14 protein-coding genes are annotated in these 13520 nt (G+C 50.6%); all 14 read left to right on the top strand.

Annotated features, from left to right (window positions below):
• The first annotated feature begins 141 nt into the window (after positions 1-141).
• The gene (atpG, locus tag ACTJKB_RS11590; RefSeq protein WP_440834093.1) at positions 142-1017 is read left to right on the top strand and encodes an ATP synthase F1 subunit gamma; all 876 of its coding nucleotides are present in this window, start codon (positions 142-144) and stop codon (positions 1015-1017) included.
• A 133-nt stretch (positions 1018-1150) separates the two neighbouring features.
• Positions 1151-2548 carry a F0F1 ATP synthase subunit beta gene (gene atpD, locus ACTJKB_RS11585; protein ID WP_440834091.1) on the top strand — a complete coding sequence of 466 codons (1398 nt, stop codon included), beginning with the start codon at positions 1151-1153 and terminating at the stop codon, positions 2546-2548.
• Between the two features lie 59 nt (positions 2549-2607).
• Positions 2608-3024, top strand: coding sequence for a F0F1 ATP synthase subunit epsilon (locus ACTJKB_RS11580; RefSeq protein WP_440834089.1), 417 nt, complete (start codon positions 2608-2610; stop codon positions 3022-3024).
• A 269-nt stretch (positions 3025-3293) separates the two neighbouring features.
• Positions 3294-3551 (top strand): DUF1146 family protein, encoded by a 258-nt coding sequence (locus ACTJKB_RS11575; protein ID WP_440834087.1) that lies wholly within the window; start codon positions 3294-3296, stop codon positions 3549-3551.
• A 190-nt stretch (positions 3552-3741) separates the two neighbouring features.
• Positions 3742-5124 (top strand): UDP-N-acetylglucosamine 1-carboxyvinyltransferase, encoded by a 1383-nt coding sequence (murA, locus tag ACTJKB_RS11570; RefSeq protein WP_440834085.1) that lies wholly within the window; start codon positions 3742-3744, stop codon positions 5122-5124.
• Between the two features lie 335 nt (positions 5125-5459).
• The gene (gene spoIID, locus ACTJKB_RS11565) at positions 5460-6425 is read left to right on the top strand and encodes a stage II sporulation protein D (RefSeq protein ID WP_440834083.1); all 966 of its coding nucleotides are present in this window, start codon (positions 5460-5462) and stop codon (positions 6423-6425) included.
• A 61-nt stretch (positions 6426-6486) separates the two neighbouring features.
• Complete coding sequence (locus ACTJKB_RS11560; protein ID WP_440834081.1) at positions 6487-7230, top strand: peptidoglycan DD-metalloendopeptidase family protein; 744 nt, start codon at positions 6487-6489, stop codon at positions 7228-7230.
• A 210-nt stretch (positions 7231-7440) separates the two neighbouring features.
• Entirely contained in the window at positions 7441-7728 is a 288-nt protein-coding gene (gene spoIIID, locus ACTJKB_RS11555) for a sporulation transcriptional regulator SpoIIID (RefSeq protein WP_019915029.1), read from the top strand.
• 231 nt (positions 7729-7959) lie between these two features.
• Positions 7960-8958 (top strand): rod shape-determining protein, encoded by a 999-nt coding sequence (locus ACTJKB_RS11550; RefSeq protein WP_074087314.1) that lies wholly within the window; start codon positions 7960-7962, stop codon positions 8956-8958.
• A gap of 50 nt (positions 8959-9008) precedes the next feature.
• Positions 9009-9884 (top strand): flagellar hook-basal body protein, encoded by an 876-nt coding sequence (locus ACTJKB_RS11545; protein WP_440834078.1) that lies wholly within the window; start codon positions 9009-9011, stop codon positions 9882-9884.
• Between the two features lie 17 nt (positions 9885-9901).
• Positions 9902-10723, top strand: coding sequence for a flagellar hook-basal body protein (locus ACTJKB_RS11540; protein WP_440834076.1), 822 nt, complete (start codon positions 9902-9904; stop codon positions 10721-10723).
• A gap of 8 nt (positions 10724-10731) precedes the next feature.
• The gene (locus ACTJKB_RS11535) at positions 10732-10974 is read left to right on the top strand and encodes a DNA-directed RNA polymerase subunit beta (protein WP_440834074.1); all 243 of its coding nucleotides are present in this window, start codon (positions 10732-10734) and stop codon (positions 10972-10974) included.
• 282 nt (positions 10975-11256) lie between these two features.
• A complete protein-coding gene (gene fabZ, locus ACTJKB_RS11530) occupies positions 11257-11679 on the top strand; it encodes a 3-hydroxyacyl-ACP dehydratase FabZ (protein WP_440834073.1) in 423 nt (140 codons plus the stop codon).
• A gap of 48 nt (positions 11680-11727) precedes the next feature.
• Positions 11728-13446, top strand: coding sequence for a phospho-sugar mutase (locus ACTJKB_RS11525; protein WP_440834071.1), 1719 nt, complete (start codon positions 11728-11730; stop codon positions 13444-13446).
• Positions 13447-13520: the final 74 nt, after the last annotated feature.

Genomic DNA, 13520 nt, shown 5'->3' with positions numbered 1-13520 from the left:
ATTTTATGGATGTCTTAAACCGGGCTTTGGCCTAGCCAAAGCTCTGGAATATGCTTACGAAGTTAGCACTATTTCGTCAAAGCTCAGATTATGCTTACGAAGTTAGCTTTGACTTCGTCAAAGCTCTAAGGTGGTGAAATCATGGCAAGAAGCATGCGTGATATTAAACGTCAAATCAAGAGCGTTCAGAACACCAGACAGATCACTAAAGCTATGGAGATGGTTGCCGCCTCCAAGCTGCGCAAAGCACAGGAAAAGGCAGAAGCGGCCCGTCCTTATTCAGAAAAGCTGAAAGAGGTCGTAGCCAGTATCGCCTCAGGCTCAAAGAATGCTACACATCCAATGCTGGTCAGCCGGCCTGTGAAGAAAACCGCGTATTTGATTGTCACCTCCGACAGAGGTCTGGCAGGCGGATACAACGCGAATATTCTGCGTAAAGTGACCATGCTGCTCGCGGAGCGCCACAAGACAAAGGATGAGTATGCTCTGTTCGTTATCGGCCGCAAGGGCCGTGACTTTCTGCGCCGCCGTGAATATCCGATCGTGGAGGAAGTTACCGAGCTCTCCGATACTCCGAAGTTTGCTGACATCAAGTCGATTGCCTACTCGGCGGTGCAACAGTTTGAAACAGGCGTTTACGACGAGCTCTACATCTGCTATAACCGCTTTGTGAATGCGATCAGTCAAGTGCCTACTGTTGACCGGCTGCTGCCTATGGAAGCGGTGGAACAGCATGATGGTAAGGCGGAAGGCTTGCAGGCAACGTATGAATATGAGCCATCAGCTGAAGGTGTGCTCGAAGTACTGCTTCCGAAGTATGCAGAAACGCTGATTTACAGCGCTATTTTGGATGGCAAGGCCAGTGAGCTGGGTGCGAAAATGACAGCAATGGGCAGTGCAACGAAGAACGCGTCAAAAATGATCGGAGAACTTACCCTTACGTATAACCGTGCCCGTCAGGCGGCAATTACGCAGGAAATTACCGAGATCGTGGCCGGAGCGAACGCGCAGTCTTAAAATATATGCGAAGCCAAACTCTTCAGCTTATATTTTTACAAGAAACGGGTGCCGTATAAGAGAGAATTGTCCCACTTATGCGGTGCGGTGATTTCTTTATAATGCAACAGCTTTCGAGGAGGGAAATATTATAATGAACAAAGGACGCGTTGTAAGCATTATGGGTCCGGTTGTCGATATTGAATTTGAACGCGGCCAGCTGCCCGAGATATTCAACGCCATCAAGATTGTAACCAGTCTGACAAACGGCCGCACGATTGATTTGACCCTGGAGGTTTCCAATCACCTGGGTGACAATCTGGTACGTTGTATCGCCATGTCTTCCACAGATGGTCTGGTTCGAGGCTTGGATGCACTTGATCAGGGAGGGCCGATTTCTGTTCCTGTTGGCGTAGCTACACTGGGTCGGGTATTTAACGTACTGGGAAATCCAATTGATAACGGCGCTGAAGTGGTTGCGGACAGAAATCCGATTCATCGCCTGGCTCCGACATTTGATGAACTGTCCACACAAGCGGAAATTCTGGAAACAGGGATCAAAGTTATCGATCTGCTGGCCCCTTACGCTAAAGGCGGTAAAATCGGCCTCTTCGGCGGTGCCGGCGTAGGTAAAACCGTAACCATCCAGGAACTGATCAACAACATTGCTCAGGAACACGGCGGGATTTCCGTATTCGCAGGTGTTGGTGAACGTACCCGTGAAGGTAATGACCTTTATCATGAAATGACCGATTCCGGCGTTATCAAGAAGACAGCAATGGTATTCGGACAAATGAATGAGCCGCCGGGAGCACGTCTTCGTGTAGCTCTGACCGGACTGACCATGGCGGAATATTTCCGTGATGTGGAAGGCCGCGATACGCTGCTCTTTATCGATAACATATTCCGCTTCACCCAAGCGGGTTCCGAAGTATCCGCATTGCTTGGCCGCATGCCTTCTGCCGTAGGTTACCAGCCTACTCTGGCAACAGAAATGGGCCAGCTGCAAGAGCGCATCACTTCCACCAAAAAAGGTTCGGTTACCTCCATTCAGGCGATCTACGTGCCGGCGGATGACTATACTGACCCTGCACCGGCAACGGCGTTTGCCCACTTGGATGCAACCACCAACCTGGAGCGTAAGATCTCCGAAAAAGGTATTTTCCCGGCTGTAGATCCGTTGGCATCCAGTTCGCGTATGCTGGCTCCGGAAATTGTTGGTGAAGAACATTATGACGTGGCACAGGGTGTTAAGCAGCTGCTGCAGCGTTACACCGAACTTCAGGACATCATTGCCATCCTGGGTATGGATGAACTCAGTGAAGAAGATAAAATCATTGTATCTCGTGCCCGTAAGGTTGAACGTTTCCTGTCGCAGCCATTCCACGTAGCTGAACAATTCACCGGTTTCAAAGGCAAATACGTGCCTATCAAAGAAACCGTACGCAGCTTCAAAGAAATTCTGGAAGGCAAACATGATGATCTTCCAGAAGCAGCGTTCCTATTCGTCGGAACAATCGAAGAAGCAGTGGAAAAAGCGAAAACGATGTAACCTTGAACTATGGCTTTCGATGCGAGCTTTATTCCGTAAAGCTCTGAGGAGGAATGAAAGTGAATACCTTTCTGTTGGAAATTGTCACGCCGGAGCATCTCGTCTACTCCAAGCAGGTTAGCAGCTTGACGGTAAAGGGTGCCGATGGCGATCTGGGTATTTTACCGGGACACATTCCGCTTGTAACTCCACTTCAGGTTGCTCCAATGTTCGTCAAAGCGGATGGTGCTACAATCACTATCGCTGTTCATGGCGGTTTCGTGGAAGTGCATAAAGACAAGGTGACCGTTCTGGCCGAAAGTGCCGAACTGCCTACGGAAATCGATGTTGAACGCGCTGAAGCGGCGAAGGAGCGCGCACAGCGCCGCCTTCAGGCCCGCAGCAAACAGGATGAAATTGATCACCGCCGTGCGGAGCTGGCGCTTCAGCGCGCCGTTACACGGATCAAAGTGTCCACCAGAAAAGGACAACAATAGCAATTACGGTCAAGCCTGTGGCTTGGCCGTTTTTTGCCGATATATGAAATTATATGTTGTACAATATCCTTCACTAGTCTCAATGAAACGGTCCGTCCGGGTTGATGGAAGGTGAAGCCGTTCCTGTTTGGAAAGTGAACATCTCGTAAACATCGCAGCTTACATTGCTTGAAATGTTTAAAAATTCGTAAAAGTACTGGATTCTTTTCCCCTACGCAAGTATGATATAAGAGTCGATTTCCGAGTAACCTAATACACAGGGGGCTAACATGGATACAGGGCTATATGATGAGTTGTCAAGCTCAATCGGCAGCAGCGGTATGGTTTCAATGATTGTATCTTTATTTTGTGTTGCAATATCTTGGTGGGCACTTCAGAACCTTAAGCTCGATTTGGTCATAAGATATCCCAAGAGCCCTCAGGCAAGACTGCTGCATTTATTGCTGGCTATCGTACTGGGTCACTTCGTGGCTGGGTTCCTGCTGGATTATCTCGGCTGGAGTGGGCAGATCCGCAACATGTTTTAAGAAGAGGTGCTTTGGTTATATCTCTGTTAGGCCAAAACGGTGAAAAAAGTGTCGAATAATACGGTTTTATTATGTCAACACTGATGTTAAGGAGCGTGCCCGCACCTCGGGCGCAGGTCAAGGAACGGTAACATAAGAATTTTATACTAAGCTTTAGTTTAAGAAATAATGGACGCGGAGGGAAACCGAAATGAGTAAATTTATCGTCCGCGGTGGCAACAGATTGACCGGGAGCGTGAAAGTTAGCGGCGCAAAAAATTCCGTACTACCGATCATAGCCGCCTCTCTATTGGCAGAAGAAGGAGTCAGCGTCATTGTGGACGCACCTCCGCTAGACGATGTAATGACAATCAGCAAAGTACTGGAATCTCTGGGTGCGGGTGTTACATACCAGAACGATATTATTGAGGTTGATGCCAGAAACCTTACTTCCTGTGAAGCACCATATGAATGGGTGCGGAAAATGCGGGCTTCCTTTTTGGTGATGGGCCCTCTTTTGTCCCGACTGGGTCATACACGCATTTCCTTACCAGGCGGCTGCGCCATCGGTACAAGACCGATCGACCAGCATTTGAAGGGTTTTGAGGCGCTTGGTGCCGAGATTAGTCTGGGCCAGGGTTACATTGAAGCAAAAATAAACGGACGATTGCGCGGGGCCAAGGTATATCTGGATGTGGCGAGCGTAGGCGCGACCGAAAACATAATGATGGCGGCGGCACTCGCCGAAGGCGTAACTGTAATTGAGAATGCGGCGAAAGAGCCAGAAATTGTGGACTTGGCTAACTATCTGAACGGAATGGGCGGCATTGTGCGCGGTGCGGGAACCGGAGTCATTCGCATCGAAGGCGTTGAACGCATGCATGGTGTTAAGCACCATGTCATTCCTGACCGGATCGAAGCAGGCACCTATATGGCGGCCGCTGCGATTACGGGAGGCGATGTCTACGTGGAAGGCGCAATTGCAGACCACCTCGGTCCTGTGATTGCCAAGATGGAAGAGATGGGCGTGACGATTATCCCGGATGAGAACGGTGTTCGTGTCATCAGTGACAAGCCGCTCAAGGCTGTGGATCTGAAGACATTGCCGTATCCCGGTTTCCCAACCGACATGCAATCACAGATGATGGCGTTATTGCTTCGTTCGGAAGGCACGAGTGTTGTGACCGAGACGGTATTTGAGAACCGGTTCATGCATGTGGATGAATTCCACAATATGAATGCCGAGATTAAGATTGAAGGACGATCCGCGATCGTAACCGGCAATGCGGAATTGGTCGGAGCCAAAGTAACAGCTACAGACCTCCGTGCAGGCGCTGCACTGATTTTGGCAGGACTGGTTGCAGAAGGCACGACAGAAGTTGGCGGAACCCATCATATCGATCGTGGATATGTGCATTTGGCCGAGAAACTGTCGGGACTTGGTGCGGACATATGGCGGATTTCCATGGAGGAGTCAGAAGCGGCTGCTACGGCTGTGAAGGAAGAGGTTGTTAAACCGGAAGCTTCCAGAAGCGAATCCTTCAAAAGCGAAGAGGTTAAGCCCCGTTTTCAGGTTCAGCCAACCTGGGTATAATTACAATTCATAGCTCTTCAAGACCACCTCTATTTGCAGGTGGTCTTTTTTCGTTGATCTCTCTTTCTCTTAGAATATCGTTCTAGCAGTTGCACGTAATTCATATCTATAAGAATCAACGGTGACTGAGGGAAGGAGACTTAGAGATGAAAGATTACCGCTATTTGCTGCGGCGTAAAATCAAACCGCTGCGCCGTATCATACGCGCGCGGCGCACCATACCCCGGCTAAGGCGGCTGGCCCCCGCCGCCTGGCTCGCAGCGCCCCTGCTGGCGGGGCTGCTGCTGCCGCTGGCCGTTGTCCTGCTGCGCGGGGGACAACCGGCGCCCCCGGCTGTGCCGCCGGCCACAGCCTCCCCGGCGCCGCCGGGTGTGGCTGCGGAGGAAGCCCCGCAGCCGAAGGTCGCTGTCTATTTGTCGCGCAGCGGACAAATAGAGACATTGCCGCTGGAGGACTACGTCAGCGGCGTGGTTGCGGCCGAGATGCCGGCGGACTTTGAGCTGGAAGCGCTCAAAGCGCAAGCCGTCGCGGCCCGCACCTTTATTGTCCGTCGCCTGCGGGCCGGCGACAGCAGTGGCGTGCCCGTTCCGGGCGCGGATGTGACGGATACGGTAAGCCATCAGGCTTACGTATCCCGGGCCGCGCTGGAACGGGAGTGGACGCTCGGCGGCAAGAGCGCCGGGCTGGCCAAGATCCGCCGCGCGGTCCTGGAGACGCGCGGGGTGGTCATGACCTACCAAGGACAGCCGATCACCGCGTCCTTCTTCGCCTCCAGTGGAGGTTATACCGAAAATTCCGAAGATTATTGGAAAGCGGCCATACCTTACCTGCGCAGTGTGGCCAGTCCATGGGATCAGGAAATCACGCCGAATCTGGCGGTGACATATACGTTCACAACGTCCGAACTGATACAGAAGCTAGGAATTGCAGATAGGGTCATTCCGGTTTCCGGCCATCTAGCTTCTTCTCTAGCAAGACCCGTCTCCTCATCCTCCTTGAGTCTTCCTGTGGAAGTGCTGTCCCTGACAACCGGACACCGGGTCAAGAAAATTTCTATCGCAGGCACGGTGTTCACCGGACGGGAGGTTCGCGAGAAGCTGGGGCTGCGTTCCAGCCAGTTCACCTGGAAGCGGCAGGGCGGAAAAGTAGTGATTACAACCTATGGCAACGGACATGGTGTCGGCATGAGCCAGTGGGGGGCGAACGGCATGGCGAAGGAGGGGAGCACCGCTACACAAATTCTCAAACACTATTATAGCGGCGTCTCTTTTAACCAAGTCTCAACTCTCCTGAAAAAATAACTTGAAAGATACGTATAAAAGCGAAGCGCCCGGTAACACTGGTTACTGAGGTGATAAGCATATGAATGAACAAGACAAAAACAAAACAAACCATGATGAATCTCTCAAAAATAAGCAGGGAGATTCAGGCGCACAGCCTTCTTCATGGAACAGACTGTTGTCCAAACGGTGGGTATTTCCGGCAGTCTACACGGCGGCAGCGGCAATTATACTAACCTTGGTGTGGGTCTATCAGGACGCAGGCCAGAAGCCGCTGAATCCAGACACCGCCGCTGTTGTTTCACAGGAAGCCGGAGGTACAGGTACTGAGGCAGGTGCAACCAAAAATGACCCTGCCGCGCTCGAAGTTGTAGCTTCCGCAGAAACCCTGGCCTGGCCGGTAGCCAGTCCGGCAGATGTAGAAGTGGTTAAGCCGTTCTATGACGAAAATGGAACCGAAGAGAATCATGTGGCAGCCATGGTGCAATATAATGACACCTTCGTGCCTAACGCAGGTATCGACATCGCCCGTGAGGACAATCAGTCTTTTGATGTCAAAGCCGCACTCAGCGGTGAAGTCACCCGGGTAGAAGATGTTGCCGTATTCGGCAAAGTGGTTGAGGTCACCAGCGCAGGCAATTTGAAGACCGTCTACCAAAGCCTTGGCGACACCAAGGTGAAGCAGGGGGACGAAGTGAAACAGGGCGACACGCTGGCAACAGCAGGCCGCAGTGAGATCGAGAAGAATCTTGGCAATCATGTGCACTTTGAAGTGTACGAGGATGGCAAGGTAGTTAATCCATCGGATCTGCTGCCACAGCGCTAAGTTTGAGAATTCAGCAGGGGGCCACAGGGCCTCCTGTTTTTTTGTCCGTGGAATCACATTTTGAAGCCATACCGCCGCGGGCAAGGGCATATTTAGGTTGTCCAGGAAATAAAATGAGCCTTCCGAAGCTTGTCACGTCCTGAAAGCGTGAATATATAGGCCCGCCCCTCATATAATGTACCAAACTATCCACAGTTGGGAGGCGGGAGCGTGCACGATTACATCAAGGAACGTACGATCAAAATCGGACGCTGCATCGTGGAAACCAGGCACACGGTCCGAACCATAGCCAAAGAATTTGGCGTTTCAAAGAGCACGGTGCATAAAGATTTAACGGAGCGTTTGCCGGAGATCAACCCTGATCTGGCCGATCAGGTGAAGCACATTCTCGAATATCACAAATCGATTCGTCATCTTCGGGGGGGAGAAGCCACAAAAATTAAATATAAAAAAACGACGGGGAAAAAGCGCGAGGTTGCCGTAGCCTCAAAGCCATAAGATTTTCGGAAATTTAAGGAATAATTCAGTTTTATTACATTGTATCCTTCCCCTAAAGTATGGTATTTTTAAATTTGGGACTAACTAACTATTTTCTCATTCAAGATGAAGCGGCTGCACCGTCCATACAAGGACAGTATCCGTTTCAGCGAGAAATAGAAGGATAAAAAGTATAGTGTGAAACTTATACTTTCTTATATTTTAAAATAACACTTTGGGGGCTCTTTCATTATGCTTAGCAAGGATATCGGAATCGATCTCGGCACGGCCAATGTGCTCATTCATGTCAAGGGAAGGGGAGTCGTTCTGGATGAACCCTCCGTGGTCACGCTCGAAAGTGATACAAAGAGAGTCCTTGCAGTAGGCGAACAAGCGCGGCGCATGGTAGGCCGTACACCGGGAAATATTATTACGATCCGTCCTCTCCGGGATGGGGTTATTGCGGATTTTGCGATTACGGAAATGATGTTGAAGTACTTCATTGACCGCGTAGGTGGCCGCTCCTGGTATGCAAGACCCCGTATTTTGATCTGCGCCCCCACAAATATTACCTCCGTTGAACAGAAATCGATCCGGGAAGCGGCGGAACGCAGCGGGGCTAAGGAAGTTTTTATGGAAGAAGAGCCCAAAGCCGCAGCGATCGGTGCGGGTATGGATATTTATCAGCCAAGTGGAAATATGGTCGTCGATATTGGCGGCGGAACGACGGATGTAGCCGTGTTGTCCATGGGCGACGTCGTCACCGCCTCCTCAATCAAAGTTGCAGGGGACAAGTTCGACGAGGCCATTTTAAGATATATTAAACAGAAGTACAAGCTGTTGATCGGCGAGCGCACGGCAGAGGATATCAAGGTTACTATCGGCTCCGTCCGTCCGGGCGGCATGAAATCCGAAATGGATATTCGCGGACGGGATATGGTAAGCGGACTTCCCCAGACACTCACCATTTCTTCCGGTGAGGTGAAGGAAGCGCTTTGGGATCCGGTTTCCTCCATCGTGGCTGCTGCCAAATCGGTATTGGAGCGCACACCGCCAGAGCTGTCAGCAGACATTATTGACCGCGGGGTCGTATTAACCGGCGGAGGCGCATTGCTTAACGGATTGGACGAGCTGCTCTCTGAGGAACTGCATGTTCCAGTCTGGGTGGCGGAGGATCCCATGCATTGTGTGGTTAAGGGTACCGGGATTATGCTTGATCAATTGGACAAGAATGTTAAGAAAAAATTCTAGGCTGCCGATAATATAAGTTAAAAGCACAATCAGGAAGGGGACTTACCCTAATGCTTAGAGGATTATATACGGCCGCTGCCGGATTGGTAACGCAGCAGCGCAGACATGATACAGCGACTCAGAATATTGCTAATTTGAAAACAACGGGGTACAAGCAGGTTGACAGCGTCAGCCATGCATTTCCCGATGTGCTGATCTCCGCCATGAGCAATGGCACCATCAAGCCTGTTGGACACCTGAATACAGGGGTGTTTGCCGAACAGTCTGTCTCTCAGTATTTGCAAGGAGATAATATCGAAAGCGGCAAGTCCACTGATTTTGCACTCTCCACAGATCTGCAGGTCGCAGATGCGGCAACTGGAAAAAACATCGTTTTTGATGGTTCAGGGAAGCATATAAGTCCTGACGGCGAAGTTACTTACCGTCCTCAGGCATTCTTTACAGTTCAGGATAACGACGGCAATAATTTATATACACGGAACGGCAGCTTTTCTGTGGGTCCGACTGGAGAGGTGCTTAGCGCAGGCGGCTTCAAGGTTGTCGACAGTAACGGCAAACCGATAGTCTTGACAGGACCGGAGGACGAGCTTAAAGTGGACGGGCAGGGCAATCTGATCGATCTCAAAACCGGTCTTCCTTCAGGAACGAAGATTGGTGTCAGCGTAATTACTAGACCGCAGGAGCTGGTGCGTGACGGGAACGGCGTCTTCCATGCCGATGATATCCAAGCTGCGGATATCCGCTACTCTAATGCAACTGACAACATGCAGGTGCGGCAGGGGTATCTGGAGAGTTCCAATGTTAATGTCACCCAGGTAACCGTGGATTTGAATGCGGCTTACCGGGCGTACGAAGCGAATCAGAAGGTTATCCAGTATTATGACAGCAGCTTGCAAAAGGCTGTAAACGAAGTCGGCAGAGTCTAGGACAGGAGGAGTAACCGATGAATAACTCGACAATAGGCGCATCCGTCTCAATGTCCAGTCTCCAGCAGCGTTTGGATATTATCGCCGAGAATATCGCCAATATGGATACAGACGGCTATAAGAGCAAGGAAGGTTCCTTCGAGGATGTGCTGACCCGAGTTCAACAGCAGTCCAAGGACTATGATCAGCCTGGCCGCAGTATGCCGCTCGGCTTTAATATCGGCTTTGGTGTTCGTGTGCCTAAGGTTACAAGCGATTGGGAGCAAGGTACGCCTAAGGAAACAGGGAATCCAACCGATCTGGCTCTTCAGGGCAATGGATTGTTCGGGGTTCAGGTGAACGGAGCCACTGCTTATACGCGTCAAGGGAATTTTCACTTTACTCCGGATACCGCTAATCCTGACAATATGATGCTTGTGGACAACACAGGCAACCCTGTGCTGAATACGCAGGGCAAGCCCTTGACAGTACCGAAGAATGTAAGTGCCGCCATCGATGAGAAAGGACGGGTGCTGACTAAGACGAGTGAGAGTGCACCTGCCAAGGTAGCGGGTACCATAATGATTGTAGAGCCTATCAGCAAGAGTGCTCTGCAGGCTGTAGACGGGAATTTCTATATGCTTGCTGGTGGAGTTACGCCTCAGCAGGCCTTTGTGCAAAGAGCGGCAGGTGAAGCTTCGGAGGTAGGCGTGCGATCCGGATACCTGGAGCGGTCTAACGTGGATTTAAGCAAAGAAATGACGGAAGCGTTGCAGATTCAGCGTATCTACCAGCTCACCGCCCGGGCACTATCCTCCAGTGATCAAATGCTAGGCCTGGCTAATAACATGCGCGGGTAGGTGAAGGAATGGATCGTCAGATCAATGGTAAGCCGGAATCAACCGAAGAAGAGCATCAGCAGCAACCTGTAAAGCGCCGGGGAATCTCTAAATGGACGATTGTTCAATGGTTTCTAATTCCGGTACTGCTGGTAGCAGCGCTGTCCGGTGGCTTGGTGACCGGTTACGTTGTCCTCGGTAAAAAAGATTTCAGCGATGTGCTTCAGTGGAGTACCTGGAAGCATGTTTACGATTTAGTGTTTGCGCCATAAATAAGCATTAATATTCACACTCCCTTGTTGTACAGGGGAGTTTTCTTTTTTATACTGGAAAATGTATAATGATGGAGGCCCCTGAGACAAAAAGGGCCCTCTCCGCCATGTGTGGTGGAGAAAGCCCCTTATCTCAACCTCCACTGCTGCAGGTGGTGAAGGATACTATAATATTTCCCGATACTGCCCATATTTATGCAGTACCGTGAAGAATAAAACAAAACGCTGCAGCGGCAGACAGTGTAGAAGATGCGGTTTATATCCGAAAGGAGCTTTGTATCCATGATGAATATCAATGAAATTCAAGAAATAATCCCCCACCGGCCCCCATTTCTGCTGGTGGACAAAATTACCGAAATAGAGATGGGCAAGCGGGCAGTTGGCATCAAGAATGTTACGGTGAATGAACCTTTTTTTGCGGGCCATTTCCCCGGATATCCGGTTATGCCAGGTGTACTAATCACTGAAGCACTCGCTCAGGTAGGTGCTGTAGCGATTCTTGGCGTGGAAGCCAACAGGGGGAAAATCGGTTTTCTGGCAGGCTTGGACGGATTCCGTTTCCGTGGTCAGGTTGTTCCGGGAGACACGCTTGAACTGGAAGTGGAGATTACACGCCTTAAGGGCAGCATAGGTAAAGGTCAAGCTACAGCGAAAGTGGATGGCAAAGTGGTTGCGTCCGGTGAAATAATGTTCGCACTCAGCTAAGACCTGTTATAAAATCATATATCATAAATGGAGAAGGAGAGATTTGATATGACTCAACTAAGCCCGAAGGCCGCAGAAACCCTATCACGCTGGCTGCAGGACCCATCTGTTGACGAGAACACCAAGGCGGAACTGAAAGCACTCGAGAATGAGCCGCAGGAACTGGAAGAACGCTTTTACAGAGATCTCGAGTTCGGTACAGGTGGTTTGCGCGGAGTTATCGGAGCAGGCAGCAACCGGATTAACCGGTATACGGTGGGCAGAGCGACTCAAGGCTTCGCTAATTATATTCTTGAGCAGCATACGGGCGAAGGCAGACCTTCTGTGGTAATTGCTCACGACTCCCGCCGCTTCTCGCCGGAGTTCACCCTTGAGGCTGCGCTGGTACTGGCCGGAAACGGTATTGAGACTCATCTGTTCACATCTCTGCGCTCTACGCCGCAGCTGTCTTTTGCTGTGCGTCATCTGAAGGCTACTGGAGGTATAGTGATTACTGCAAGCCACAATCCTCCGGAGTACAATGGCTATAAAGTATATAATGCCGAAGGTGGGCAGCTTGTTCCTCATGAGGCTGAGAAAGTCATCTCCTACATCATGGAAGTGGACTCCTTTAATGGCGTAAAGCGCATGTCCCAAGAAGAAGCAGAGGCTGGAGGACTGCTTCACTGGCTGGGTGAGCAAGAAGATGAAGCATTCACTGATACGGTGGCGGCTGTCAGTGTGGCCCGTGATGAGATTACATCCACGCTGGGACGTGATTTTAAAATTGTCTACACGCCGCTTCATGGGACAGGCAATCTGCCGGTCCGCAGTGTACTGAACAAAATCGGCTTCACTGAGGTGCATGTGGTGCCCGAGCAGGAGCAGCCGGATTCGGAATTCTCCACAGTGAAATCTCCTAATCCTGAAGAACGGGAAGCTTTCACTCTTGCGATAAAGCTTGGTGAGGAGCTCGGCGCTGATTTGCTGATTGGTACAGATCCGGATGCAGACCGCATGGGTGCTGTCGTACGCGACAACGAAGGGAAGTTCGTCGTTCTCTCCGGCAACCAGTCTGGAGCCCTCATGATTCATTATTATTTGAGCCGACTACAAGAACAGGGCAAGCTGCCAAGCAATGGAGCAGTCGTTAAGACCATTGTAACAAGTGAAATGGGTGCAGCTGTTGCTGAGCATTATGGGGCTACCGTATTTAATACCCTTACCGGGTTCAAATATATCGGTGAAAAAATGACCCAGTTCCAACAGTCCGGTGAATACACCTATCTGTTCGGCTATGAAGAGAGCTATGGATACCTTGCCGGCAATTATGCCCGTGACAAAGATGCCGTGCTTGCTTCCATGCTGATTGCTGAAGCGGGTGCATATTATAAAGCCCAAGGCAAGACGCTATATGATGTACTTCAGGAGCTTTACGAACAGTTCGGCTATTTCCTGGAGAGCCTGGAATCACGTACTTTGAAGGGCAAAGACGGTGTGGCGCAGATCCAGGGGATTATGAATGACTGGCGCAGCAATCCACCGAAGGAAATCGCCGGTGCAGCTGTAAGCGAGGTACTGGATTATTCATTGGGACTGAACGGACTCCCTAAAGAAAACGTTCTAAAGTATCTGCTGTCTGACGGTTCATGGTTCTGCTTACGGCCATCGGGCACAGAGCCGAAGATTAAAGTGTATTTTGCAGTACGGGGAGAATCGCTGCAGAACGCTAAAGACAAGGTTGCTACGCTTACAGAGCAGGTTATGTCCCGTGTCGACGGGAAATAAATAATAGAAGAACAGGATTCAAGCGAAACGGATACCGCTCCTCCAAGGACGCGCATCCGTTTCTGCTTGGAATT

The sequence above is a fragment of the Paenibacillus sp. 22594 genome, assembly GCF_052044425.1.
Lineage (GTDB): Bacteria > Bacillota > Bacilli > Paenibacillales > Paenibacillaceae > Paenibacillus_AQ.
The sequence above is the reverse complement of the archived record's forward strand: the minus strand, read 5'-3'. Positions and strand labels throughout refer to the sequence as shown.